Here is a 26950-nt window from a genome sequence, read left to right as displayed (position 1 = left end):
ATCATTTTTATACGATTCCTCTTTTAGTATGCATTTTTTGTTTTTTAAGCCACTCTTGCATGAATGGAATGAATTTTTTAGAAGCAGGTGACAAACTTTTTAAATCGTCTTTTGATGTAATGCCGAGTGTACGAACATGGTTTGGTTCAAGAGGTAGGCTTATCATATCATCAGCGTGGTCTTGAATGAGTAGCTCTGATAATAAAGAGATACCAAGACCTTGTTTAACCATGGCAATAATTGCTTCATCTCCACGAATTTGATACGCAATATTTGGCTTAACATTTGCTTGTTTAAAAATACGTTGTACATCCTTATGTGTATCTTCATATGGAATAATACAAGGTTCTTCTGCAAATTGCTCAATTGCAAATGCATGATTTTCTGCAAGTGTATGATTTTCAGGAAGAATTGCCATCATGCGATCTTCCATGAGTGGTAAAAAGTGAAATTCTTCTGGACGCTGAATTGTGCTAATCGCAAAATCAATATGGCCTTCTTCAAGCCATGCATGAATCTCATCTGAGTTCCCTTCGAATAAGTGAATATCAATTTTAGGATAACTTTTATGGAATTCCTTTAATAAATAAGGCATCCAATGAACGCAAATGGACGTATAAGCGCCAATACGAATGGCTCCGACATCTAAACCATGAATGGCACAAACGGCTTCAGAGAGATGTTCATAGCGTTGTACGATATCTTGCATGATTGGAAGAAGCTCAAGCCCATTATCAGTGGGGGTCACACCACTTTTGCTACGTGTTAATAACGAAAAGCCATAATCATCTTCTAAAGAATGAATCATATGACTAATACTTGGCTGTGTATAATCAAGTGCCTCTGCCGCTTTCGTTAAAGAACCAAATTGTACAGCTGCAATATATGCTTTTAATTTTAAAATACTCATGTAATCACCTAACTATAGAAAAATGTAATGTTAACTATATAATAAATTCAATTTACTTATATTAAATATGAAATTACAATACAAGAGAAGCGACATTTACAAAACACAAAGGGAGATTTCAAACATATGGGGTATGTCATCCAATTCATCATTGGCGGTTCAGTTATGCTGCTCGCTACGATTTTAAGTCAGTCGAAATATTTATTCTTATCAGGAGTCATTACACTACTACCGATTTTGACATTGCTTAATTTAAAACTGCAAGTTCAGCATATGTCACAAGAAGCCTTTCATGAAACGCAACGAAATGGCATTATCGGTGCAGTAGGTATGGTCATTCTGATTGTGGCAATTTATATTTTTTCGAGCCATTTCAAGCCTTCAACAGCTGTCTTAATGGGAATTGGTCTATATGTGATGTATATGTTCGGTTCGAAATTAATAGTAGCATAAAAGTGAGCTTAGGTGGGGGGAACTTAAGCCCACTTTTTTAATTTTGACTTATAGGAGAAATTTCGGTTATGGTGTAGAAAGAACGTACATTATTCAAGGAGTTGAAAATGATGTGTATCATTACATTTGCTTATAAAGTAGTAGAAAATCAGCCACTCATTGTTGTAGCCAACCGCGATGAATTCTATGAAAGACCAGCAAAAGAAGCTGCTTTTTGGGAAGATGAACCGAATATATTTGGTGGGCGTGATTTAGAAAAGATGGGTGGCTGGCTTGCAGTTCAAGAAAATGGGCGCTTTGCCGCTGTCACAAATTATCGTGACTTTTCAATGGATCCTGTAGGTGAGAAGTCGCGTGGTGAAATTGTCAAAAATTTTGTGGCAGGCACTGAATATCCAGAAGCCTTCTTGGAAGCGATTCAGCAAGAACGCACACGTTACGGTGCAATGAATGTACTTGTTTACGACGGTGAAACATTCATGCATTATAATAATATCGAAAATGTGTTACATACAATTGAACCTGGTATTCATTGTGTAAGTAATGCGACATTGAATACACCATGGCCAAAATTAGAGCGCATGAAGATGTTAGTTGCGCATCAATTAGAACAACAAGCTACAACAGAAGAACTTGCGCAGATTGGATTAGATGATATAAAGCCGAATGATGAACGATTACCTAATACAGGAGCAGGTCTCTTGTTAGAACGAGATTTATCTTCAATCTTTGTCAAACGAGAAGGTTACGGCACACGTTGTACGACTGTACTTCGTTTGATGGAAGATAAAATCGAATTTTTTGAACAAACGTATGAGCAGGGGATAGCGACAACTTGTGTGCATGAATGGATTAAATTGCGAGTAAATGCATAAAGAGGCTTTGATAAAATATTTCATTCGCTCTTTTAGGGTTTGTAACGAAAAAAAAAACGAAACCGCATTACGATGCGATTTCGTTTTTTTATGCTCATATGAGAAGATGTTTAACACTTATTTTATTATTGTAACGCTTTTTTAAATGTTTCTAAGTTTTCTTTCATAATCGATACATAATCTTTTTTCGCAGCGATATCTTCTTTTGTTAAAACACTCAAGTTATTAACTGTTAAACTCTCAGCACCAATATCATTCTTTAATACTTCTGCAAGTTTAGAAGATACATTCTGTTCGAATAAGATATATTGAATATTATCTTTTTTCGCTTCATCTGCAATTTTTGTTAATTCTTTTTGAGAAGGTTCATCTTGTGAATTTAATCCTGCAATTGATTCTTGTTTTAAACCATATGTCCCAGCAATATAGCCGAATGCTGCATGTGAAACAAAGAACTCTTTACGTTTCGCATTGTCAGCCATTTCTTTATAGTCTGTATTTAAATCTTTCAAGTCTTTAATCAATGCTTCATAATTTTTTTCGTAATCTGCTTTATGAGTCGCATCTTTTTGAACAAGGCTATCTTTAATCGATTTTGCTAAATCTTGTGAAATAATAGGAGATAACCATACGTGCGGATCAACACCACCGTGGTCATGTTCATCTTCATGTGCTTCACCTTCATGTTCATCATGATCATGCTCTTTTGAAGCAGTACTTACATCTAAAGCGCTCTCGGGTACATCTTTTGTTGTTTCTATCATTTTAACATTTTCATTTTTTAATGTTTTTTGTGCATTACTTACAAAACCTTCTAGACCTAAACCAATATAAAAGAATAAATCTGCATCTGCTAATGCAATCATGTCTTTTTGTGTTGGCTCAAATGTATGCTCGTTTGAACCAGGTGGATAAATTGATGATACATTGACGTGATCGCCACCAATTCTTTCTGCGAAATATTGTAAAGGATACACTGTAGTATAAATTTTGATTTGATTTTTCGAAGCGTTGTTTTCTTTTTCTGTATTACCACACGCTGCTGTAAAAATAGTTAAAACAGCTACGAGTAAAAGTAGTGAGAGTTTCTTCATAATTTCCTCCTTAAATAGTAATGGTTACGATTTACTCTTATGAATATACTAGAAAAAATACTTTTTGACAATAGAAAAACCATCGAAATTATTTTTTTTTCGATGGCCATTCTTCTGGTACAGGATCATAACCGCCTTTTGAGAACGGTTGACAGCGTAGAATACGATATACAGTTAAAATCGTGCCTTTGATTGCACCATGTTTACGCATCGCTTCAATTCCATAGTTAGAACATGTTGGATAGAAGCGGCAACTAGGTGGTTTTAAAGGAGAAATCACTTTTTGATAAACACGAAATAGGAAAATAAAAATTTGTTTCATCATCAAACTTCTTTCTATTATGAACTTAGAATACCTTCTTTTAGTATACTCGATTTTTTGAAAAATCCCCAATAGAATGATTTTAAAAAAAATTAAATAAAAATGTTTAGACTAGCAACTTTTAGGAAATAGATTATAGAACCTATATATATGAGAGGAGAAGGGTATTATGTTTTCATTTCTTTGGTACATCATTATAGGGGGCATCTTGGGTTGGCTAGCAGGACTTATTGTTAAAAGAGATGTGCCTGGTGGTATTCTAGGAAATATTCTAGCAGGTATCGTCGGCGCATGGCTTGGTAGTGTATTACTAGGAGATTGGGGATGGCAAGTAAGTAAATTCTACGTGTTCCCAGCATTAATCGGTAGTATTATTTTAATTTTAATTGTCAGCTTTATTATGAGAGCTACAGCTAAGAAGTAATTATCCATTTCTTTTATTTAAAAACCCATTATACTCTCTAAGAGTTTGAAAAGAAGAGAAAGAGGCTAAGTTTAAAACTTAGCCTCTTTTTTTAATACGTTGAAGTAGCCACTCGGTCGATAATTGCTTCTGCAATATCATGAGCTAATTCAAGTTCTGATGTGAATCCAACACATGAACAATTCATCTCACCAAGTATATAACAATCTGTTCCATCTGGATTTGTGTCTAGAATAAAGTCCGCAGTCCAAAGTAATGGTAAATCATAACCGCCTAACTGTTTTGTAACGTCAGGTAACTGCATTAAAAATGATGTTACAAGCTCTTGCCACTCTTCTGGTGAATCATAACGATAGGCAGCACCAGAAAATAATGTAGCACTAAAAGCATCTTCATGGTCTTGAGGTTTTTTATGCACAACATTAATTGGGCGATCTTTTAGCATTAATAAACGAATTTCGCCTTCTTTAATACGTGGTAAGAACGGCATATCAACAAGCATACCATTATCACCTGTAATATATTGTTCGCAGAAATACATAAAGTCTTTGAGTTCCCAATGTTCCACATGGTTATCTTTTGCTTCTGTACACTTAATTTTTGATTTTGCATGTGGAACTTCGCCTTCATCAACTAGTGAAACTCGCCAGATACCTTCGCCTGTAGATCCACGATTTTGTTTTAATACACGTTCTCCTTTTGCTAGTGATGAAGGAAATTGCTCGAATAGCTCCTGTAATGAATAATATGCATACGTGTCTGCTGGCACGAGTGACGTATTTGTTAATTTAACAAGGGCATCTTTTGCGCCATAGCCAATCATAGCGTCTGGATGTGGCATACCGATTATGCCATTTTCACAAAGCTGGCGTAGCATAGAAAAGTATGCTGATTCATGCTTTAAGTTACCGGGATTAATACGCGATACATATGCACAGGCATTTTCTAAAACGTCGTTTAAAATCTCTTGTTGGCGTTCAAAATCGTAGAAAACAACCTCTGCTTCAAATCCACGTTGTTGTAAAGCTTGTACCATGGGCATCGTATCTTTTCTATAACCGTCTGGACCTTTGTCGCTGCCGCCTTGTACCTCGAAAATAATGATCTTTTTCATTATTCATATAGCCTCCTTTTGCTTTTTTTTCTTGCTAGATTAATATACACTGTTTATGTAAAGATGGTATAGTATATTTTGTAAAAAAATATGTATAATTAAAGACAAGGTCACGAATGTAAAAGAGGTGTAAAAATGGACGTAGCAGCAATGTCATCTGCTTTATCAGCGATGCAATTACAACAGCAAGTACAGCTTAGTGTTGTGGGAAAAGCAATGGATTTTCAAGAGCAAAATGCAACAGCTCTAATTGAAACAATGTCAGAAATTCCAGTCGCACAAGACCCGAATCGTGGTCAGTTATTTGATATGTCAGTATAAAGACAAAGTAAGAGTATGGCTTAATACGCGATACTCTTTTTTGTATCGTTGTTTCTCTATGTATTTTTCGTTACACTTTGTATAAGGGAGTGATTTTCTTGTTTAAATTTACAGATTTAAATGGTTATGGTGTCACTTTATCTTTTAAAAAAGAGGCATTTGAAATAGAACCGACGCATATTTTAATATTAGCTAAAAAACAAAATCAGTGGCTATTAACGAATCATCCAAAAAGAGGACTTGAATTTCCGGGTGGCAAGGTAGAGGTAGGAGAAACCTTAACAGAAGCAGTTATTCGTGAAGCGTATGAAGAAACAGGAGCTACCCTTACGAATATTGAGTGGTTTGCTTCTTATTATGTGCAATGTGAAGAACCTTTTGTAAAATCAGTCTATACAGCAGAAGTACAGTTGCTAGATGAAGATTTCAAAAGATACGAAACATTAGGGGCGGTTCTTTGTCCAACAGAAGATTTAATGAATGAAGAGCATTTAAGCTTTTATATGAAAGATGCTGGAATGAAGAAGATGCTAGAGAAGGAGAGCGAACGCGTGTGAAGAATGCCATGATTGTAACGGAACGAATTTATCCATCACCTAGTCCACATATTCGATTAACAGAAATTACGTATTGGTCTGAGGGAGTTCGCGTGAAAGGAATGCTAGCAGAACCCGTACGAAAAGGCGATTATGAAGGCGTTCTTTATTTACGTGGTGGTATTCAATCAATCGGTATGGTACGTCCTGCACGAATTGCTGAAATTGCATCACAAGGTTTTGTTGTTTTTGCACCTTATTACCGAGGAAACCGTGGTGGAGAAGGCAAGGATCAATTTGGTGGAGTAGATGTATATGATGCTATTCATGGAGTAGATGTACTAAAAAGGCGATATAATTCTTCAAAAATTCATCTATTTGCATTCTCACGCGGTGGGATTATGGCGTTATGGACAGCTATTTTACGAGATGATATAACCTCTGTGGTCACATGGGGAGGTGTGTCGTCATTAGAATTAACGTATGAAGAACGAGTCGATATGCGTCGTATGATGAAGCGAGTAATTGGTGGTACACCGAGTCGTGTGCCTGATATTTATAATAAGCGCTCTGCTTTAAAACAATTAGAACACATTCATGCACCAGTCTTAGTTATTCATGGTGAAAAAGATTTGAATGTTCGAGTGACACATGCACATCTGTTAGAAAAGTTGCTAAAAAAACATCATAAAAGAATAGAGACATGGTACTATCCTGAGTTGAATCATTTCTTTCCGGGTAAATTAAACCATCAGGTTCTTGTAAAAGCACTACAGTGGATGAAAAGACAATGATGGAAGGGTGAATATGAGTGGGTTATTTTCGTGCGAAAATTGATATTAATCAAAATGGTCATACACCTTTTTCAAAAAATTATTGGTATTGGGAACGATTATGGAATCGATACGCAGTGAAATTAGCAGAGGTACAAGTACAATGTTGGAATGAAGAAACTAAGCAAATTCATGAGCTACACGCAGTAGCAGAGAATACACAACAAGAAGGACTTGTGCATATTCATTCAATTGAACTCACAAAGGAACATTTTTTATTTTTGCGAGATGATTCATATGATGGACGAAAATTAAAATGGTTTATGATGACTTTTACAGATTGTGAAGGTGTTGAAAGATTAGAGATTCGTGATTACGGTACAGAAGTGATTTTTAATCAAATATCGATCGAAGACGCACAGCCAGTCATTGAGCTTTTCCAAGAAGGAAATGCGAATGCCGTGTTTGTAAAAGATGAACAAGATTAATTAATTTTTAAAAAAGGAAGAATTATGCTTAGGCGTAATTCTTCCTTTTTTAACAAACGTTTTAAATTTAAGTTTACAAATTTATAAACGAAATGTTATATTGTTTATATAAATAGGAGGTGCATGATGGAGAAAGATATATTTGAGCAGGCGACTGTCGAACAATTAGTAAAAGGTTTTATAGAAGATGAACAAAGCTATACATGTATTTTTTGTGGTGATGTTATTGAAAAGGGCATTATTTACCCACACAATGAGCGTTTATTAGAAGCACAAAAATATATGGAAGTTCATATTCAAACGCAACATCAATCACCTTTTCATTATTTTATTCAGCTTAATAAAAAAATGACGGGGTTAACAGAACAACAAAGCCATGTAATGAAAGCTTTTTATGAAGGTAAAACAGATCAGCAAATTCAGCAAGAATTAGCGATTGGTAGTGCCTCTACAATTCGCCAATATCGTTTTGCATTGAGAGAAAAAGAGCGCCAAGCAAAAACATTTTTAGCGATGATGACTTTATTAAAAGAACAGGAGGAGAATCCAGTGGAATATGTGCCAATCCATGCAACAGCTACAATGGTAGATGAACGCTATCATGTAACGCGTGAGGAGGAAGAAGAAGTACTAAGAAAACTTTTTCCGAATGGTTTAGAGGGACAATTAGTGCGTTTCCCCAAAAAACAGAAGCAAAAAGTAATCGTATTACGCGCAATTACATCGATGCTTGATCAAACGAAAAGATATACAGAGCAAGAATTAAATGCAGCGATTGCTAAATATGATCCGGATTATGTAACAATTCGTCGTTATTTAATTGAATATGGTTTTGTAGACCGAGAAAATGATGGTAGTGCTTATTGGGTGAAAAAATAAGAAAAGAGATGAATGGAATGGATCAACGAAAAATATTAAAAGAGCAGTATAAAGAAATAAAAATTGAAGCAGGTATTTATACGATTACAAATAAGCAAACTGGAGACATATATATCGGTTCATTAAATAATCTAAAACGATTGAACGGAATTATTTTTCAATTAAATAGCGGAACACATATGCATAAAAACTTACAACAAGCATGGAAAGAACAAGGCGAGTCGGCTTTTGAATGTGTAGTTCGAGAAATATTAAAAGAAGAAGTAATAGAAGAACAAGGTATGAAAGAAGCTTTGGAAAAAACACAGGAAAAGTGGTCAAGTCAATTAGGTCATACAATTTCATTAAATTAAACAACAATAAAAGAGGCTCTCTTTGGGAAAGAGCCTCTTTTCTATTTAAACCATATGATATTTGGGTGTAACTAATCTTAAACTAAAGGAGCGCCTTTTGTTGCGATATCTTCAGCTACTTCACCGAATTTTTTGAAGTTCTCGTGGAACATACCAGCAAGTTGTGTTGCTTTGATGTCATAAGCATCTTTATCGGCCCAAGCATTGCGAGGATTTAATAATTCAGTTGGTACGCCTTCAATTGAAGTTGGAATTGCTAAACCGAAGAATGCATCTTTTTCAGTTGGTACATCATTTAATTTACCTTCGATTGCAGCATTAACCATTGCACGTGTATAAGAAAGTTTCATACGTGTACCTGTACCGAATGAACCACCAGTCCAACCAGTGTTTACTAGGAATACATTAACATTATGTTCATCAATTTTCTTACCTAACATTTCAGCATATACTGTTGCTGGTAATGGTAAGAATGGAGAACCGAAGCAAGTAGAGAATGCTGGTTCTGGTTCTACAACACCACGTTCTGTACCAGGTGTTTTTGAAGTGAAGCCAGAGATAAAGTGATACATTGCTTGTTCTTTTGTTAATTTAGAGATTGGAGGTAATACACCAAATGCATCTGCAGTTAAGAAGATGATTGTATTTGGGTGACCTGCAACAGATGGTAATACGATATTATCAATATTCGTAATCGGATAAGCAGCACGTGTATTTTGAGTCGGTGTTTCATCATCATAATCTGGGATACGTGTTTCTTCATCTACTACTACGTTTTCAAGTACTGTACCGAAACGAATTGCGTTATAAATTTCAGGTTCTTTTTCAGCTGAAAGGTTGATTGTTTTTGCATAGCAACCACCTTCAATGTTGAATACGCCATTATCTGACCAACCATGCTCATCGTCACCAACTAATTTACGGTTTGCGTCTGCAGATAAAGTAGTTTTACCTGTACCAGAAAGTCCGAAGAATAAAGTTGTATCACCTTTTTCACCAACGTTTGCTGAGCAGTGCATTGATAAAATACCTTGTTGTGGTAATAAGTAGTTCATAATACCGAAGATTGATTTTTTCATTTCTCCTGCGTATTCTGTACCGCCGATTAAGATAATTTTCTTTTCAAGTGAAACCATAATAAATGTTTCTGATTCTGTACCGTCTATAGCTGGGTTTGCATGGAATGTTGGAGCTGATACGATTGTGAAATCAGCAATATGGTTTGCAGCTTCTTCTTCTGTTGGACGAATAAATAGATTATGTGCAAATAGATTATGCCAAGCATATTCGTTCACAACGCGGATTGCTAAACGTGTTTCAGCGTCAGCACCAGCAAAACCTTTGAATACGAACACTTCTTCTTTTTCTTTAAGATAATTAATTACTTTTGTATAAAGGGCATCAAATACTTCAGATGAGATTGGACGGTTTACTGAACCCCAATCAATATGATCTTTTGAAGACGCTTCTTCAACCATAAACTTATCTTTAGGAGAACGACCTGTATATTTACCTGTGTTAGCACGTAATGCACCATCAACTGTTAAAATCGCTTCACCGCGAGATGTTGCTTTTTCAACTAATTCTGGAACAGTTAGTTGTTCTTTAATGTTATTACCTGATAGAAGTGTGTTCAGTTCATTCATCATTTCTACTGAATTCATAATGTGTATATACCATCCTTTTTTCGTATTTATTGTACCCACAAATGTGGTTAGTCATCATTTATGGAATTAGTATAACACATTAAAAGAATTAGTCTATACTAATATGATATGTTTTTTTATTTTTTTAACATTTTATCATGTTTAGGACAAATTATATATATACTTTATTTAAAACACTCTATATATAGGTATAACATTTAAGTCATATTCAGATTGAGGTTGACATCGACGTATAATTCTACTAACATAGGCTATGAACGGATACTCTTATCCCGAGCTGGTGGAGGGTCAGGCCCTATGAAACCCGGCAACCTGCATTTCATTTCACGAGATGCGCTGGTGCTAATCTGAATGCAAGGATTCATTCCTTGAACGATAAGAGTGAAAGGTGCTTACGAAATAACCCCTTTCTCTCATACTGTATGAGTGAGAGGGTTTTTTTATTTCAAAATATATGGTGGTGGAACAACTACCTTTTTATTACGTATATACTGGCACTTTCTATAAAAAAAATCCTCGTGTAAAAAGCAGCATAGGCTGGCTTGGAGTTTTTTCTACATTTATATAGAAGAAACACACATGGATAAAGAGTACCGTATCTTTTTTCGAGGCGATCTCGTATAGGAGGAAACCAATTATGGCTCAACGTCGATTATTTACATCAGAAAGTGTTACGGAAGGACACCCTGATAAAATTTGTGACCAAATTTCAGATGCGATTTTAGATGCAATCATCGCAAAAGATCCAAATGCTCGTGTAGCATGTGAAACAACTGTTACAACAGGACTTGTGTTAGTAGCAGGAGAAATTACAACATCTACGTATGTAGATATTAAAGGAATTGTTCGTGAAACAGTTCAAGAAATCGGTTATACACGTGGTAAATATGGTTTTGATGCAGAAAACCTAGCTGTACTTGTAGCAATCGGTGAACAGTCACCTGATATTGCACAAGGTGTTGACCAAGCTTTAGAAGCACGTGAAGGAAGCATGACAGATGAAGATATCGAAGCAATCGGTGCTGGCGACCAAGGTTTAATGTTCGGTTATGCAAATAATGAAACACCTGAACTAATGCCGCTACCAATTAGTCTAGCGCATAAATTATCACGTCGCTTAACAGAAGTTCGCAAATCAGGATTATTAAAGTATTTACGTCCAGATGGTAAAACACAAGTCACGGTAGAATACGATGAAAATAACCACCCTGTGCGTGTGGATACAATCGTTATCTCAACACAACATGATGAGGAAGTAACATTAGAACAAATCAATGAAGACCTTCGTAAACATGTGATTGCGGAAGTTGTACCTGCTGAATTATTAGATGCAGATACAAAATACTTTATTAATCCAACAGGTCGCTTTGTAATTGGTGGACCAAAAGGTGATGCAGGTTTAACAGGTCGTAAAATTATTGTTGATACTTACGGTGGTTATGCACGTCATGGTGGTGGTGCATTCTCTGGTAAAGATGCTACAAAAGTTGACCGCTCAGGTGCTTATGCAGCGCGCTATGTAGCGAAAAACATCGTAGCTGCTGGTCTTGCAGATAAAGCAGAAGTACAGCTAGCATATGCAATCGGTGTAGCACAACCTGTATCAATCGCAATCGATACATTCGGCACAGGCAAAGTAACAGAAGCAGAACTTGTAGAAGCTGTTCGTGAATTATTTGACTTACGTCCAGCAGGTATTATTAAAATGCTTGATTTACGTCGTCCTATATATAAACAAACAGCAGCTTATGGTCATTTTGGACGCACGGATTTAAATGTTCCATGGGAAGCAACAGACAAAGCAGATGCATTAAAAGCAAAACTTTTAAAATAATAAAGTAAAATGGTAGGAGTCATGCAAAAACATGAAACTCCTGCCATTTTTTTATCGTTTACATCAATTTTTAACAGTATAAAATAGTGTAAGAATGAGTTTTCAAATATACTATGCGCGATTGGTACGCATAAATATTCGTATAAAAAATTACACAACTAAGTAATTATTCGGTCGAATGTTTTTTTATAATTTACGAAAAGATCCGATTCGTGCAATGAATTGGTCGAATACATTAATCGAAAAAATACATTTAAGATGAGTAAAAAGCATGCGAAAATATTTAATACAAATGGCACAATCAATATAACCATTCGTAAAAATATATTTGATTATTTCAATTCATCTGTTTTGTTTACACTATATGTAAACAATGGTGTTGGCACGAATAAGTTGATTTACTGTGAAGTAACAGAAAAAAATAAAAAAGATTTATTAACAAATACACTTCAAAACATGTTGAGTAAGATGATTTATATAAAATATAATGTCCAACCAGATGGCTCACGTCAAACTGACCGTGTCTATTTTCCGGAAAGTGTACTAAGAAAAACGATTTAAAAATACTCTAATAGAGTAAAATCAAAGTATCTAAAATAAAAATAATTAAATCATTTGAACATATAAAAAATAATTCAAGCTATTCTCACAACTGCTATTCGATATAGTGATAAGATTTACAATAAGCTGTTTCATTTTTTCTTGCTTATTTCTATTCGCTTTGCAAAATGAAAGTTGACACTAATGGATAGTCCCGTATGGTTACGAAAAACTATACGGGATTTACTGTATTAAAAACATTCTTATCTTACGCTCTTTTTGTATTTTGATTGAAAATTCCTAGGTGTTTTATGAGTAAAATTATGGAATAAGGGAAAATAATGGAGATGGTAAAAAATGAATAAGGAGGTATGGTCTGATATTTTATATGCGTATGAAAATAGAGGGGGGTGAATAAGAAAAATACGTATAGTAGCATATGTACTATTTAAATAGAAGAAACTCTATTTAAAAGCCAGATTTTACAGACTATTTTAGAAGAAGTTGAATTTAGAATTGAGTATTGAAGAAAAGAAGAACAATGTTATAATGGGTAAGAAGTTTTTCCTATATAATATATGAGTAAACTCCTTCAATCGAAAAGATTTACAATTCAAACGAATAGACTGTGGTTTTGTAAGGTTTATGTCGTTTGTTTGTGACTTTTTCCATTTTCAAGAGTTTTTCGTGTAAGAACGACCTATTTTTTGCAGTGTATTCTAGGATTTATAAAAAGTTGCAAAAGAAATATTGGTTTATGAAAACCAATTAAGTTATTAAAAGGTAATTATGTAGTTCTAAAGTAACTAAAAAGTGCTTGAAAATTGCTATAAATAGAAGTCGTCCACAGAACGTTCAAAAACTTTCAAAGAAAATGTGAAATTATAGATATTTTTATTCTTTTCGGTAGATATTAGGTTTATAATTCATTTGAATTGAAAAGAAGGTTGAATGCTTCTTAGTGTAAGAAGAGGGTTAGAGAGCTTGGGTTGCTTTACTCGTCTTATACTTCGTCTTAACAATCGTTTTAGTTTAACTTATTTTCGTTCTATAGCAATTATAAAAGAAATTAGAACGACTTAATGATTAAGACGAATAAGAGTAAAAAATGTTCAATCATCTCAGCAGTTCATAAACTTGCTTATTCTACATAGAATAGGTTAGGGGGAAACACTTCAATATCCATTCAACATTCTGCACTTAAATTAAAAGAAGGTTGTTTTAGAAGGGAGTACAACATGAGTAAAAAAGTGTTAATTATGCCAATCGTTGCAGGTTTGTTAGCAGTGTTTTTATCTGGATGTGAACCACTAATGGTACTAAATCCAAAAGGACCTAACGCACAAACATTATCGAACACGATCTGGATCTCTATCGGGACAATGTTATGTGTATTAGCAGTTGTCTATGTTTTATTAATCAATATGTTAGTTAAATACCGTGCTGGAAAACAAGCGGCGGACTATGAGCCACCACACGAAGCAGGTAACCACAAACTAGAAATTTTCTGGACAGTTATTCCAATCCTAACAGTTGCTTTCTTATCAGTTGTAACAATCATCACATTAAAGGATGTAGAAAGTAAACCAGAAGGTTACGGAGACAAGAAACCTCTAGTAATTTATGCGTCATCATCACAATGGAAATGGCATTTCAGTTATCCTGAAGAAGGAATTGAAACTGTAAACTATGCACATATTCCAACAGATCGTCCAATTGAGTTCCGTTTATACTCATATGGTACAATCACAAGTTTCTGGGTTCCACAATTAGCTGGTCAGAAATATGCGATGACAGACATGTTAACAACAATCCATTTAGCAGCAGACCACGAGGGAGACTATTGGGGTCGTAACTCGAACTTCAACGGTGAAGGATTCGAGGCAATGCAATTCGAAATCACTGCTCAAAAACAAGGTGAATTCGATCAGTGGGTTAAAGATGTAAAAGCAAATGAACCAAAATTAACAGAAAAAGAGTTCAGTAACTTACTTAAAGCAAGTGTTGTTGGACGTAAGAGCTTCTCTTCTACTCATTTAGGTTTCTCTTCACCACCTATGGATCACTCTAAGATGATGGATGCTGAGAAATATAATGAATCTAAAAAAGCTCAAAATGGTAATTTAGATTTAGATTCTCACGACATGGAAGAAATGGACGATATCGGTGAATAATCCGATTACATTGATACAACATGTTATTTACTAAATAGTAGATGTATGAAAGGAGTTAACCAAATTGTTTACCAAAATGACAATGAGTGAAGTATTTGCACCGCTTAAAGAACCACTGATCATGGGTACGGCGATCGGTATTTTAGTTGGTGTAATCGCAGTAGTTGCAGGTCTAACATATTTCAAGTTATGGGGTTGGTTATATACTAACTACGTAAAGACAGTAGACCATAAAAAAATCGGTGTAATGTACATTTTCGTAGCATTACTAATGTTATTCAAAGGTGGGGTTGAGGCGTTATTAATGCGTGCTCAAACTGCTGTTCCGGATAATAAATTATTAAACTCTGAACACTACAATGAGATTTTCAGTACACATGGTGTGTTAATGATTATCTTCGTAGCAATGCCATTCTTATTTGGTTTGTTCAACGTAGTTATTCCACTACAAATTGGTGCGCGCGACGTAGCATTCCCACGTCTTAACGCATTATCTTTCTGGTTATTCGCAATGGGTGCAGTGTTAATTAACGTTTCATTCATCATTGGTGGATCTCCAAACGCAGGTTGGACTTCTTATTTCCCACTTGCAGGTATTGAATTTAACCCAGGCGTAAACAATAACTATTATGCTTGGTCACTACAAATCTCGGGTCTAGGTACATTAATGACAGGGATTAACTTTGTAACAACAATCGTGAAAATGCGTGCTCCAGGTATGACATGGATGAAAGTTCCAATGTTCACTTGGTCATCATTCATCGCAAACATTATCATCGTATTTGCATTCCCAGTGTTAACAGTAGCACTTGTAATGATGACAATGGATCGCCAGTTCGGTACTAAATTCTTCGCTACAGAAGATGGCGGTATGGACATGCTTTGGGCGAACATCTTCTGGGTATGGGGACATCCAGAGGTATACATCGTAATTCTTCCAGCATTCGGTGTATTTAGTGAGGTAATCTCTACATTTGCTCGTAAAAACTTATTCGGTTATGGTTCGATGGTTGCTTCTATGATCATCATCTCGTTACTATCATTCTTAGTATGGGCCCACCATTTCTACACAATGGGTCAAAACGTAGCAGTAAACGGCGTATTCTCAATCACTACAATGTTAATCGCAGTTCCAACTGGGGTTAAAATTTTCAACTGGTTATTAACAATGCGTCATGGTCGTATTACATTCACAACACCAATGTTATATTCTTTAGGCTTTATTCCAATCTTCACAATCGGTGGGGTTACTGGGGTAATGCTAGCAATGGCAAGTGCTGACTATCAATATCACAATACATTATTCTTAGTTGCCCACTTCCACTATGTATTAATTCCTGGTACAGTATTTGGTGTACTAGCTGGTTACCACTTCTGGTGGTCTAAAATCTTCGGTTTCCAACTTAAAGATTCAATCGGTAAAGTTGGTTTCTGGTTAATTGCAATTGGTTTCAACGTAACATTCTTCCCTATGTTCATCTTAGGTTTAGATGGTTACGCCCGTCGAATGTACACGTACTCAGCTGAAACAGGCTATGGTACATTAAACATGATTTCATTCATTGGTGCATTAGTATTAGCTCTTGGTTTCTTAGCGCTTTGCTACAACATCTACTACAGTGTTCGTCACAGAGAAGAATTAAAAGTTACTGGCGATCCATGGGATGGTCGTTCACTTGAATGGGCTACTCATTCTCCAGTTCCTGAGTATAACTTCGCAGTTATTCCAAAAATTTCTCGTCTTGATGAATTCTGGTTTGCTAAAAAAGAAGGCCGCGATTTACAAGCAGGCGAAATTAAAGATATTCATATGCCTAATGACTCTGCAGCGCCATTCTGGCAATCAGTTGTTATGGGATTAGCATCATTCTTCTTCGTATTCAACGAAATTGGTATCGCAATTATCTTAGGTATTGTGACACTACTATTCATGGCTTACCGTTCATTTGAAATTGATAATGGTCGTCATATCCATGTTGAAGAAATCGAAGAAACAGAGCGTAAGCTAAAAGAAACAGAGCGTCAATTGAGAGGTGACCGATAATGTCAAAACATAATAATTCAGTGCCATTGGAGTACCAAGGTGAAGAAAATGATTTGAAAATCTTCGGTTTCTGGGTATTCTTAGGCGCAGAAATTGTTCTTTTCGCAACTTTATTCACAGCGTATTTCACATTAGTTGACCGTACAGGTTCAGGTCCAACAGGCGTTGACCTTTTTGAATTACCACCAGTAATTCTAGAAACATTCTTACTTTTAACATCTAGTTTCACAATTGGTTTAGGTGTTCACGCAATGCGTTTAGGCCGTGTTAAACCAATGATCGTATTCTACATCATTACATTAATTCTTGGTGCAGGATTCATCGCGGTAGAGGTAGATGAGTTTATCACTTATATCTATCACGAAGATGCTACGATTCAAACAAGTGCATTTACTTCAAGTTTAATGACTTTACTAGGTACTCACGGTGCCCACGTATCGTTTGGTTTACTATGGGGAATTGCGATTATTATTCAAGTTGCTAAGCACGGTATTAATAAGCGTACTGCCAATAAAGCGTTCATCTTCTCTTTATACTGGCACTTCCTAGATGTTGTTTGGATCTTCCTATTCAGCTTTATTTACTTGAAAGGAATGATGTAAAATGGCACAATTATTTCCAAAAGAACATGTCCTTGGGTTTATTGGATCAATCATTTTAACAATCGCTGCACTGTCCGTTGTGCAGTTTGATGTATCATTAACAGCAGGTTTAGTTATTCTTTGGGTAACAGCACTTGCTCAAGCTTCATTGCAACTAGTACTATTCATGCATATTGGTGAAACAGACGATAAAGGTTCAATTTACGTCATTACACTATATTCAGTAGTTATTGGTTTAGTAACAGTATTCGGTTCATTATTCGCTATGATCTGGGGATACTAATTTACAGAAGAATAAAACCAGCCTTTCGGGTATCCCCCTAGGAAGGCTGGTTTTTTCTTTTGATAGTATAAATAATAAAAAGAAGATGCTAGTTTAAGAGAAGCACCTTCTTTTAGTTTTTTTAGGAAATAGTATTTTAAATGTTAAAAAAAAGAAGTGAAGGGTATAAAAATACTAAGGTTATTTCTTTTGAACAGATTTATAGTATTGTCCTTTTTCATAATATTCGTTTAAAATGCGCTGCATATCTTTTTTATCCTCTTCATTTAATTCACGTACAACCTTCGCAGGGCGACCAAATGCAAGTGTATTCGGTGGGATCACTTTACCTTGTGTTACAAGACTACCAGCACCGATAAAAGCACCTTCGCCGATTTCAGCACCATCTAAAACAATCGAAGCCATACCAATCAAAGCCCCTTTTTTAATATGACAGCTGTGAAGTGTTACTTGATGTCCAATTGAAGCTTCGTCTTCAATAATTAATGGATGAGCTGGACTTTGGTGTAAACAGCATAAATCTTGAATATTTACCTTTTTTCCAATGATTGTAGGTGACACATCACCACGAATCACAGTATTATAAAAAATAGATGAACCTTCTCCAATTGTCACATCACCTGTAATAACAACATTATCACCGATGAAAGCAGTCGGATCAATTTTTGGTTCTTTTCCCTTGTATGGGTATAACATATTCATCCCTCTTTCCTTTGAACTGTAACATAATCGTATCAAACATCATGGATTTATGGAACGAAAAAGTAGAGGAATGCGTTACAATAAGAATGAGTACTATGAAGGAGAGAAGTTTATGTGGAAATGGGAAGCAGACGGACATGCAAAAGCAGTTATTGTAATCGTACATAGTGCGTATGAACATCATAGAAGATACGCATGGTTAATTGAAAAATTTCGTGTAGCAGGTTTTCATGTGATCACAGGGGACTTACCTGGGCATGGTGAAGAAAGTAAAGTGAAATCCGCCCATGATGAATATTTAAAACAATATGAAAAATATATAAAGTTAATGATTTATGAAGCGACACAATATAACTTACCATTATTTATTTTAGGGCATGGTCTTGGGGCAACATTAGCGATGTATGCAGTAGGTGAATTTAAATATGAGATTGCAGGAGCCATCTTGACATCACCTTGGCTACATTTACAGCATCAACCATCAAAATTCGCTGCAGCCTTAAAAGGAGTGAGTAAGATTGCAGGGAGCTTTAAAATGCATCATGAGATGAATACGAAGCTTTTATCACGTAGTTATGAGTTTTATACAGAAATGGGGCGAGACCCTTATTACAACTCTAATGTAACCATTCGTTGGTACCATGATGTTCAACAATTTATGAAAGCCATTTATCAATTAGAAAATCATTTTAAAGACATACCTGTCTTAATGATGAATGGAAAGAGCGATAAAATTATTGATACTCAATACAATCGTCAATGGTTGGAGAAACAGAAATTATCTGAGTATGCTTACAAAGAGTGGGCGAACTGTTATCATGATTTGTTCCAAGAACCAGAACGTGATTTGATTTATCAATATACAGAAGATTTTATTTTGAACAGACTACGAACAATAGGGTATATCGTTTAAAAAGGAATTATGTCACGTTTTATAAGTGGCATGATTCCTTTTCTTTTTTCTGTAGTTTACTCTAGAAATACAAAAATATTAAATATATAAAAAACATATAAAATAAAGGTTTAAAAATGACTTAATTGTATTCTCTGAAAGTACAATTAGAGGAAAAATGTATGAGTGAGCGAAAAAATGTAGAACTATCTCTTTAAAAAGACATAATACTTTTATATAATAGAACAATATAGTAATTGACAAAAACGTACGTTTAATATGTTTTATATTTAAAATGTTCGTATTTAGGGGGATTTACATGGAAGCAATCATTAATACCATCTATGAACTACTCTGGGGTCCGTGGATGATTTACGGTATTCTCATCGTGGGACTTATATTTACTGTGAGAACTAGGGGAGTACAAGTTCGATTCTTAAAAGATATGTTCGGTCAAATTTTCACAGGCAAAAAATCAGATGCAGGTGTTTCATCATTCCAAGCGATGACAATGGCGTTATCAGGTCGAATAGGGACGGGGAATATTGCAGGGACAGCAACAGCGATTGCTTTCGGTGGACCTGGTGCAATCTTCTGGATGTGGGCAATTGCTTTCATTGGTTCAGCCACAGCTTACGTTGAGTCGACACTTGCGCAAATTTATAAAGAAGAGAAAAACGGTGTTTATCGTGGTGGCCCTGCTTTTTACATACATAAGTTCACAGGTAAACGTTGGCTAGGTATGATTTTTGCCATTGCAGCATTAATCGCTATGTCATTTTTACAACCAACCGTTCAAGCAAATGCGATTGCTGATGCGATGTACAATGCATTTGAGTTACCAAAATGGGTTTCTGGTTTAGTAGTTTGTGTAATTTTAGGTGCAATCATTATTGGCGGTGTAAAACGAATCGCAACTGCTGCTTCAATTATTGTTCCTTTCATGGCGATTGCATATATTTTAGTGGCCGCAATCATCATTGCAATGAATATTTCAGAAGTGCCATACATCTTCGCTTTAATTTTCAAAAGTGCTTTTGGTGCTGAGCAAATGTTTAGTGGTATGGTAGGGGCTGCCATTGCTTGGGGTGTAAAGCGTGGTATTTATGCGAATGAAGCTGGTCAAGGTACAGGACCACATTCAGCAGCAGCAGCAGAAGTATCACACCCTGTAAAACAAGGTTTAGTACAAGCTGCTTCAGTTTACTTGGATACATTCTTAGTTTGTACAGCAACAGCCTTTATGATTTTGTTCACAGGTATGTACAATGTACAAGAAGATGATGGCAAGGGAACATTTATTGTAGAACATCTACCTGGTGTAGAAGCAGGAACAGCCTTCACACAACATGCTGTAGATGCAGCATTCCCAATTGCAGGTTTTGGTACAATCTTCGTAGCTTTTGCTCTATTCTTCTTTGCCTTTACAACAACGATGGCTTACTACTATATTGCTGAAACGAATGTGGCGTATTTATTTGATGGTAAAAAACAAAAAATCGGTGTGCGCGTTGTACAGATTGTTATTCTTTTAGCTACTTATTTTGGCGCTGTACGACCAGCAGCGGCAGCTTGGGTGCTTGGAGATATTGGTTTAGGGATTATGGTATGGGTGAACGTCATTGCGATACTATTTATGGCAAAACCAGCCGTTCTTGCTTTGAAAGATTATGAACAACAAAAACGTATGGGGCTAGATCCTGTATTTGACCCACGAAAAGTTGGGATTAAAAATGCGACATTTTGGGAGAAATAAATAATGAGCGAGGGACGATTTACGTAATCGTCTCTCTTTTTTTATTGTGTAATCATAGTATTTTAATATAATTTTTGAGAGAATAGAGATAGTTTTGTAAAGAAAGAAGGAATTTGATTATTATGGAAAAAATGTTCGGTACTGCCGAGTTCGCTATACAAGTTGGCGTAACGAAATCTTCACTCAAGCATTATATTTCGATATTAGAAAATAGTGGTTACCATGTAAAGCGAGATCACCGAAATTATCGTTTATTTACGGAAGAAGATGTACATGTTTTTCAAAATTATAAACAGTTGCATCAAGAAAAAGGCATGACATTAAAAGAAGCAGCAGCTGTTATTATTGGCGATGATACGATTGTGCAAGATGCAGAGATGTTACCAGCTAAACGAGAGTATCATACACAAGTTGTTGAAAAATACGATGATTTATCAAAAACAATGGAATTACTGGCAGATCATATTCAAGGTATTGAAGCGCAAAATGCACAATTGCTACAACTTATACAAATGCAACATCAACAAAATGAATGGTTAAAAGAAGAAATGAGTATGATGAAGCATCAATTAGAAGAGCCAAAAGTGGATTATAAACGCCAGTTGGACCGCGTTGAATCACAAAATAGTGCAATCATGTCAGTGTTAAATAAATTAACCGTTCAAAAATTGAAAGAAGAAGTACAAGAGGTTGAACCAGAGCCGACTGGCTTTATGAAAGGTTTATTTAAAAGAAAATGAAAAAATAATCCACGAGATTCCTTTAAAATCTCGTGGGTTATTTTGATTACATTGAAATCTTATTAAATTTATCGGAATAAATAGTTGCAATTCGAGATAATATAAACTATAGTATTTCCATAGGAATTAATTGACTGATGAATCAGTTAAGGGATTGGTGATGATGACAAAGCGGATTACGAGAGAAGAAAGAAAGCAGCAATTGATTGAGATTGCATTAGAACAATTCGCAACAGTGGGTTATACGAAGACGAAAATCTCAGATATTGTTGCATTAGCGGGTGTGTCACAAGGTACGTTCTATTGGCACTTTAAAAGTAAAGAAGAAATCGCGCTCTATATTTTAGAAAGAGGAAATCAGCAAATATTACAAATGATTTCACTCGGCTTTCAAAATGCACGCGTTCCAGTAGAGCAGTCGGTGAATTCATCTACTCGATTATTTGAAGCACTGTTTCACTTTGCAGAAGAAAATCGCTTTTTTACAATGTTACTTTTTAAAGGCTTATCATCAGAAGAATTATTACAAAAACAAATTGTGCGCATTAAAAAGAATATGGAAGAAGCATTTGTGCATAACATTCAACAGGCACAAAAATTCCATATGGTAGCAGAACATAAAAATCCAAAAGTATTAGCGGTTTTTATTATGAGTTTAATTGAGGGTGTACTAAGTCGTTGGGTGGATCATGAAGCAGCATTTCAAGAGTTAACGTTAGAGGAACTCGTTCAACAGACGGTTCACTTTGAGTTTTTTGGCATTTTTGGTGTTTAAAAAAGGGAGGAATTATAGATGAAAAAATTAGGTTGGTTAGCATCACTTGTAGCAGCATCTGCATTAGTACTAGGAGCTTGTGGATCAAAAGACGATACGAGTAAAGAGGATGTATCGAAAAAAGAAGAATTAACAGTAGGGATTATGGGGACATATGCACCTTATAACTACTTAGATAAAGATAAGCAATATACAGGTTTTGATGTTGATATTGCAAAAGAAGTTGCAAAACGTTTAGATAAAAAAGCGAAGTTTGTCGCACAAGATTTTTCAGGATTGATTCCGGGTTTACAAAAAGGGAAGTTTGATATGTTAGTAAGCCAAGTAACGATTACAGATGATCGTAAAAAACAAGTTGATTTTACAGAGCCATATATTACAAATGAAGTAAAAGCTATCGTAAAAGATGATAATACAACGATTAAATCAGCAGAAGACTTCAAAGGGAAAACAATTGGTGTAGGTTTAGGTACAAACGATGAAGCATATCTTCGTAATGACTTAATGAAAAAAGTAGGCGAATTCAAAATTAATACGTATGACGATGTTATCACAACATTAAAAGATTTAAATGTTGGACGTATTGATGCAACGATTAATAACGTATTTGCTTTAAAACCGATTGTTGAAGAAAATGGCTATAAAATTAAAGCTGTTGGTGGAGCTTTAAAATCAGATAAAGCTGGTATCGCAGTGAAAAAAGGTCAAACAGAGCTAGTGGATCAATTAAATAAAGCGTTAAATGATATGGAGAAAGACGGAACATACACAAAAATCTATAAAAAATGGTTTAACGAAGAACCACCAGCAGAATATACAAAATAGCAAGGTAGGGACTAAATATGGAGCTCGTACTAGATAATTGGCGTTTCCTTTTACAAGGTGCCTACTATACATTATTGATTACCGTTGTTTCAATGTTTTTTGGGTTAATTTTAGGTTTAATCATTGCCATCATGCGTGTAAAAGGCAATACATTTTTACGTAATATTGCACGATTCTATGTCTCGATTATTCGAGGTACTCCACCGCTTGTTCAAATTTTCATTGTTTATTATGGATTGAGTGATTATGGTATTGAATTACCATCCATTGTAGCAGCTTGTATCGCGTTAAGTATTAATATTGCAGCGTATATCGCAGAAGCTTTCCGAGGTGCTTTACAGTCTGTACCAAAAGGACAATTAGAGGCAGCTGTTGCATCAGGTATGACAGAAGGACAGGCGATGAAGCGAATCATTATTCCGCAAGCAGTTCGCTACGCTATTCCACCAATTGGGAATACATTCGTCGGTATGTTAAAAGAAACATCGCTTGTATCAGCAATTGCTGTAACGGAATTAATGCGCGCGGCTCAGTTATTAGTCGCGCAATATTATGTATATATGCCGTTTTACATTATGATTGCTTTAATGTATTGGGCGATGAGTGTGTTCTTCACATTCATTTTAAACCGAGTTGAAAAACGTTTATCCGTTTATTAGGAGTGTCCATATGATTACAGTAGAACATTTATCAAAAAAATTTGATGAACTAGAAGTATTACATGATTTATCGATTACAATTCCAGCACATCAAGTAGTTGCAGTAATTGGGCCTTCAGGTTCTGGGAAAAGTACATTTTTACGCTGTTTGAATGGTCTAGAAATTTTAACAGAAGGTAAAATTACAGTCGGTCAACATACGATTGAAGCCAATATGAATAAAAAAGAGTTAAAGCAAATGATTTATGGGATTCGTCAAGAGACGGGAATGGTATTTCAACAGTTCAACTTATATCCGCATAAGACGGTCATCGAAAATGTGATGGAATCTTTAATTGTTGTAAAAAAATTAAAAAAAGAAGAAGCACAAGTACGTGCAGAGCGTTTACTCGACAAAGTCGGGTTACTTGAGAAATTAGATAACTATCCTTCGCAATTATCGGGTGGTCAACAACAACGAGTTGCGATTGCGCGTGCACTTGCGATGGAACCACAATTGATGTTATTTGATGAACCTACGTCAGCGCTAGATCCTGAATTAGTAGGCGATGTACTACGTGTTATGAAGAATCTTGCTGAAGACGGTATGACGATGGTGATTGTGACGCATGAGATGAATTTCGCGCGTGATGTTGCCGATCGTATCGTCTTTATGGCAGATGGTCGAATTGTAGAAGATTCACAAGACCCGAAAGCGTTCTTTACGAAACCAACAACAGAACGTGCACAACAATTTATTCGTAAAGTAAACGAATTTTAGGAGGAATAGAAATGAGAATTCAAGCAACTTGGCAAGGTGGACGTGCTTTTGAAGCAAAAGGCGATTCAGGATTTCCGATGTTAATGGATGCCACTGAAAAATATGGTGGCGATTCATCTGCACCAACACCAACAGAGATGTTATTGAGTGCTTTAGCAGGATGTATTGGTATTGATGTGACGATGATTTTAAAACCACATTTAGACCAAATTACAAAATTAGATATTACAGTAGATGGTGAACGTAAAGAGGAAATGCCAACTGCCTTTACAAAAGCACATATTACGTTCACAGTTGATGGTGATATTACAGCTAAAAAAGTATGGCGTGCGATTAAATTAGGTGAAGAAAAATATTGTGCTGTTTCCGCTTCATTAAAAGCAGAAATTACACATTCACTTATTTTAAATGGTGAACAAGTTGAAGAAGTATAAATAAGATAGAAGGAGGCATCACTCAATTGAGTGAATGCCTCCTTTTTCATTTAGGGGATTCTTTTACTTTTTCAAGTGCGATAACGAATGGTGGGTCATTTTGTTGATTGATGAATTCATAGCGCAGTACATGGACTTGTTTTTGAGGGAGAGAAGCGGCGTAATCGAGTACGCGGTCACGTTCTTCTTTACCACCTTCATGTCCATAGTAAATGACTAAGACAATCATACCGCCTACAACGAGTTGTTGAAGCAATGATTCAAGTGCTGCCACCGTCGTAGAAGGTTTTGTAATCACATCATGTGCTGCACCGGGTAAATAACCAAGATTAAAAACAGCTGCTTTAATCGGTTTAGATACATAGTTGGCTACTTGTTCATGTCCATCAAGAATGACTTCACATCTTGCTTGTACACCAGCTTCCGCAAGACGACTCATTGTCGCATCAACAGCTTGTTGTTGTACATCAAATGCATAGACGCGACCTGTATCGCCAACAAGTTCAGCTAAGAATAATGTATCATGTCCATTACCAGCAGTGGCATCGACAACTGTATCACCGATTTCGATTGTATCTCTTAATAGAGTTTTAGCATATTGTAAAACACGTTCTAATCGCATGAAGACGTCATCTCCGCAGGTACATAGTGCTTACCTTGCCAACTATCACGTTTTGCAAGTTCTGCATCAATACCGTTTAATACTTCCCATTTATTCACTGACCACATTGGTCCAATCATTAAATCAATCGGTCCATCACCTGTAATACGCTGTACGACCATGCTTGGCGGAATGACTTCTAATTGGTCTGCAACAAGTTGCGTATAGGCATCTTGATCCATTAATTCCAATTGGCCTTTTTCGTATTGTTTGACAAGTGGCGTTCCTTTTAATAAATGAAGTAAATGAATTTTAATGCCTTGTACATCGAGTTTGGCTACTTCACGTGCTGTTTCCATCATCATATCGTAGTCTTCAAGAGGGAGACCGTTAATGATATGGGTGCAAATACGAATACCATGTTTACGCAGTTTATTAACACCTTCAACGTATGTTTGATAGTCATGCGCGCGATTAATTAAATTCGCTGTTTTTTCATGTACTGTTTGTAAACCTAATTCTACCCATAAATAAGTACGTTGGTTCAACTCGGCTAAATATTCAACAACATCATCTGGTAAACAGTCTGGACGCGTTGCGATACTTAGACCGACAACACCCTCACATGCAAGCGCTGCTTCAAATTTTTCTTTTAATACAGGAAGTGGTGCATGTGTATTCGTATAGGCTTGGAAGTAGGCCATCGTTTTGCCACCCTTCCACTTATGCTCCATCTTCTCTTTGATTTTAGCAAATTGTACGTCGATTGGATCTACACGATCGCCTGCAAAGTCACCTGAACCAGCAGCTGAACAGAATGTACAACCGCCGAATGCTACAGTACCATCTCGGTTTGGACAATCGAACCCAGCATCAAGTGCTACTTTGAATACTTTTGAACCGAATTCATTGCGTAAGTAACGATTCCATGTATAATATCTCTTTCCATCTGAAGGGAAAGGAAATTGATTTTCTGTCATTGTTTCTGTCATCTCCTCTAACGATTTATTTTAACATGAAATGCTTTCGATATGCTAAAAAGTGTTTGTTAAAATATTTTTCGGAAATCGGAATATTTGGGGTTGTATCGAGGTGATTTCTCCTTTAATATTACGAGATA

31 protein-coding genes and 1 riboswitch are annotated in these 26950 nt (G+C 35.8%); of the genes, 23 read left to right on the top strand and 8 right to left on the bottom strand.

The genetic code is table 11. The annotated features are described in order from the left end of the window. Window positions 1-7: 7 nt before the first annotated feature. Entirely contained in the window at window positions 8-910 is a 903-nt protein-coding gene (locus tag QN089_RS11000; RefSeq protein WP_285215316.1) for a LysR family transcriptional regulator, read from the bottom strand. Window positions 911-1036: 126 nt separating this feature from the next. Between QN089_RS11000 and QN089_RS10995 the strand changes: the two genes are divergently transcribed. Then, window positions 1037-1363: a GlpM family protein gene (locus tag QN089_RS10995; protein ID WP_068451628.1), complete on the top strand. Its 327-nt coding sequence runs from the start codon at window positions 1037-1039 to the stop codon at window positions 1361-1363. 110 nt (window positions 1364-1473) lie between these two features. Next, window positions 1474-2238, top strand: a complete 765-nt coding sequence (locus QN089_RS10990; protein WP_068451631.1) for an NRDE family protein — start codon at window positions 1474-1476, stop codon at window positions 2236-2238. A gap of 125 nt (window positions 2239-2363) precedes the next feature. Here QN089_RS10990 and QN089_RS10985 read toward each other — a convergent pair whose 3' ends face one another. Next, a complete protein-coding gene (locus tag QN089_RS10985; protein ID WP_121177786.1) occupies window positions 2364-3332 on the bottom strand; it encodes a metal ABC transporter solute-binding protein, Zn/Mn family in 969 nt (322 codons plus the stop codon). 88 nt (window positions 3333-3420) lie between these two features. After that, a complete protein-coding gene (yidD, locus tag QN089_RS10980; RefSeq protein WP_068451636.1) occupies window positions 3421-3654 on the bottom strand; it encodes a membrane protein insertion efficiency factor YidD in 234 nt (77 codons plus the stop codon). Window positions 3655-3823: 169 nt separating this feature from the next. Between yidD and QN089_RS10975 the strand changes: the two genes are divergently transcribed. Next, window positions 3824-4078, top strand: a complete 255-nt coding sequence (locus QN089_RS10975) for a GlsB/YeaQ/YmgE family stress response membrane protein (protein WP_068451639.1) — start codon at window positions 3824-3826, stop codon at window positions 4076-4078. Between the two features lie 91 nt (window positions 4079-4169). Here QN089_RS10975 and QN089_RS10970 read toward each other — a convergent pair whose 3' ends face one another. Then, complete coding sequence (locus tag QN089_RS10970; protein ID WP_285215315.1) at window positions 4170-5192, bottom strand: Cj0069 family protein; 1023 nt, start codon at window positions 5190-5192, stop codon at window positions 4170-4172. A 135-nt stretch (window positions 5193-5327) separates the two neighbouring features. Between QN089_RS10970 and QN089_RS10965 the strand changes: the two genes are divergently transcribed. From QN089_RS10965 to QN089_RS10940, 6 genes are all read left to right on the top strand, one after another. After that, window positions 5328-5513, top strand: coding sequence for a putative motility protein (locus QN089_RS10965; protein ID WP_068451646.1), 186 nt, complete (start codon window positions 5328-5330; stop codon window positions 5511-5513). A 98-nt stretch (window positions 5514-5611) separates the two neighbouring features. After that, window positions 5612-6070, top strand: coding sequence for an RNA deprotection pyrophosphohydrolase (ytkD, locus tag QN089_RS10960; RefSeq protein WP_285215314.1), 459 nt, complete (start codon window positions 5612-5614; stop codon window positions 6068-6070). 8 nt (window positions 6071-6078) lie between these two features. After that, window positions 6079-6843, top strand: coding sequence for an alpha/beta hydrolase family protein (locus QN089_RS10955; protein ID WP_087680469.1), 765 nt, complete (start codon window positions 6079-6081; stop codon window positions 6841-6843). Between the two features lie 17 nt (window positions 6844-6860). Then, window positions 6861-7310: a hypothetical protein gene (locus QN089_RS10950; RefSeq protein ID WP_068451660.1), complete on the top strand. Its 450-nt coding sequence runs from the start codon at window positions 6861-6863 to the stop codon at window positions 7308-7310. A gap of 123 nt (window positions 7311-7433) precedes the next feature. Continuing rightward, on the top strand, window positions 7434-8189 hold the full coding sequence (locus QN089_RS10945; RefSeq protein ID WP_068451662.1) for a DUF2087 domain-containing protein: 756 nt from the start codon (window positions 7434-7436) through the stop codon (window positions 8187-8189). A 17-nt stretch (window positions 8190-8206) separates the two neighbouring features. Beyond that, window positions 8207-8542 carry a GIY-YIG nuclease family protein gene (locus tag QN089_RS10940; RefSeq protein WP_068451663.1) on the top strand — a complete coding sequence of 112 codons (336 nt, stop codon included), beginning with the start codon at window positions 8207-8209 and terminating at the stop codon, window positions 8540-8542. A 77-nt stretch (window positions 8543-8619) separates the two neighbouring features. On the opposite strand, the gene pckA is transcribed toward QN089_RS10940, so the two are convergent. Further along, window positions 8620-10206, bottom strand: coding sequence for a phosphoenolpyruvate carboxykinase (ATP) (pckA, locus tag QN089_RS10935; protein ID WP_068451667.1), 1587 nt, complete (start codon window positions 10204-10206; stop codon window positions 8620-8622). Window positions 10207-10473: 267 nt separating this feature from the next. Beyond that, window positions 10474-10591: riboswitch (SAM riboswitch) on the top strand. Window positions 10592-10846: 255 nt separating this feature from the next. Between pckA and metK the strand changes: the two genes are divergently transcribed. The 6 genes from metK (at window position 10847) to qoxD (ending at window position 17686) form a co-directional block, all read left to right on the top strand. Beyond that, window positions 10847-12043: a methionine adenosyltransferase gene (gene metK, locus QN089_RS10930; RefSeq protein ID WP_068451670.1), complete on the top strand. Its 1197-nt coding sequence runs from the start codon at window positions 10847-10849 to the stop codon at window positions 12041-12043. Between the two features lie 258 nt (window positions 12044-12301). Then, window positions 12302-12604, top strand: a complete 303-nt coding sequence (locus tag QN089_RS10925; protein ID WP_285215313.1) for a hypothetical protein — start codon at window positions 12302-12304, stop codon at window positions 12602-12604. A gap of 1217 nt (window positions 12605-13821) precedes the next feature. Beyond that, the gene (gene qoxA, locus QN089_RS10920) at window positions 13822-14757 is read left to right on the top strand and encodes a cytochrome aa3 quinol oxidase subunit II (protein WP_068451680.1); all 936 of its coding nucleotides are present in this window, start codon (window positions 13822-13824) and stop codon (window positions 14755-14757) included. 76 nt (window positions 14758-14833) lie between these two features. Beyond that, window positions 14834-16801, top strand: a complete 1968-nt coding sequence (gene qoxB / locus QN089_RS10915) for a cytochrome aa3 quinol oxidase subunit I (RefSeq protein WP_068457275.1) — start codon at window positions 14834-14836, stop codon at window positions 16799-16801. Next, window positions 16801-17403 carry a cytochrome (ubi)quinol oxidase subunit III gene (locus QN089_RS10910; RefSeq protein ID WP_068451683.1) on the top strand — a complete coding sequence of 201 codons (603 nt, stop codon included), beginning with the start codon at window positions 16801-16803 and terminating at the stop codon, window positions 17401-17403. Before qoxB ends, QN089_RS10910 begins: the two co-directional genes overlap by 1 nt. 1 nt (window position 17404) lies before the next feature. Next, window positions 17405-17686, top strand: coding sequence for a cytochrome aa3 quinol oxidase subunit IV (qoxD, locus tag QN089_RS10905; RefSeq protein ID WP_068451687.1), 282 nt, complete (start codon window positions 17405-17407; stop codon window positions 17684-17686). A gap of 180 nt (window positions 17687-17866) precedes the next feature. On the opposite strand, the gene QN089_RS10900 is transcribed toward qoxD, so the two are convergent. Further along, window positions 17867-18382 carry a gamma carbonic anhydrase gene (locus tag QN089_RS10900; RefSeq protein ID WP_087680440.1) on the bottom strand — a complete coding sequence of 172 codons (516 nt, stop codon included), beginning with the start codon at window positions 18380-18382 and terminating at the stop codon, window positions 17867-17869. A 118-nt stretch (window positions 18383-18500) separates the two neighbouring features. Here QN089_RS10900 and QN089_RS10895 point away from each other — a divergent pair, with 118 nt between their 5' ends. The 8 genes from QN089_RS10895 (at window position 18501) to QN089_RS10860 (ending at window position 25229) form a co-directional block, all read left to right on the top strand. Beyond that, entirely contained in the window at window positions 18501-19301 is an 801-nt protein-coding gene (locus QN089_RS10895; RefSeq protein ID WP_285215312.1) for an alpha/beta hydrolase, read from the top strand. Between the two features lie 298 nt (window positions 19302-19599). Then, the gene (locus QN089_RS10890) at window positions 19600-21036 is read left to right on the top strand and encodes an alanine/glycine:cation symporter family protein (protein ID WP_068451697.1); all 1437 of its coding nucleotides are present in this window, start codon (window positions 19600-19602) and stop codon (window positions 21034-21036) included. Window positions 21037-21158: 122 nt separating this feature from the next. Further along, on the top strand, window positions 21159-21776 hold the full coding sequence (locus QN089_RS10885; RefSeq protein ID WP_068451700.1) for a MerR family transcriptional regulator: 618 nt from the start codon (window positions 21159-21161) through the stop codon (window positions 21774-21776). Window positions 21777-21939: 163 nt separating this feature from the next. Next, entirely contained in the window at window positions 21940-22551 is a 612-nt protein-coding gene (locus QN089_RS10880) for a TetR/AcrR family transcriptional regulator (protein ID WP_285215311.1), read from the top strand. 18 nt (window positions 22552-22569) lie between these two features. After that, the gene (locus QN089_RS10875) at window positions 22570-23376 is read left to right on the top strand and encodes a substrate-binding periplasmic protein (protein WP_121177791.1); all 807 of its coding nucleotides are present in this window, start codon (window positions 22570-22572) and stop codon (window positions 23374-23376) included. Between the two features lie 17 nt (window positions 23377-23393). Continuing rightward, complete coding sequence (locus QN089_RS10870) at window positions 23394-24035, top strand: amino acid ABC transporter permease (RefSeq protein WP_068451709.1); 642 nt, start codon at window positions 23394-23396, stop codon at window positions 24033-24035. A gap of 10 nt (window positions 24036-24045) precedes the next feature. Then, window positions 24046-24795, top strand: coding sequence for an amino acid ABC transporter ATP-binding protein (locus QN089_RS10865; RefSeq protein ID WP_285215310.1), 750 nt, complete (start codon window positions 24046-24048; stop codon window positions 24793-24795). Window positions 24796-24806: 11 nt separating this feature from the next. Beyond that, the gene (locus QN089_RS10860) at window positions 24807-25229 is read left to right on the top strand and encodes an OsmC family protein (RefSeq protein ID WP_068451717.1); all 423 of its coding nucleotides are present in this window, start codon (window positions 24807-24809) and stop codon (window positions 25227-25229) included. A 46-nt stretch (window positions 25230-25275) separates the two neighbouring features. Here QN089_RS10860 and mnmM read toward each other — a convergent pair whose 3' ends face one another. Together mnmM and mnmL are read right to left on the bottom strand one after the other, a co-directional pair. Further along, on the bottom strand, window positions 25276-25851 hold the full coding sequence (gene mnmM / locus QN089_RS10855; RefSeq protein ID WP_285215309.1) for a tRNA 5-(aminomethyl)-2-thiouridylate-methyltransferase MnmM: 576 nt from the start codon (window positions 25849-25851) through the stop codon (window positions 25276-25278). Further along, complete coding sequence (gene mnmL / locus QN089_RS10850) at window positions 25842-26810, bottom strand: tRNA modification radical SAM protein MnmL/YtqA (RefSeq protein WP_285215308.1); 969 nt, start codon at window positions 26808-26810, stop codon at window positions 25842-25844. The genes mnmM and mnmL overlap by 10 nt, the downstream gene beginning before the upstream one ends. Between the last annotated feature and the right edge of the window lie 140 nt (window positions 26811-26950).

It is taken from the genome of Kurthia sp. YJT4, assembly GCF_030219945.1.
GTDB classification, from domain to species: Bacteria; Bacillota; Bacilli; order Bacillales_A; family Planococcaceae; genus Kurthia; species Kurthia gibsonii.
This window is presented reverse-complemented; position numbering and strand designations above follow the sequence as displayed.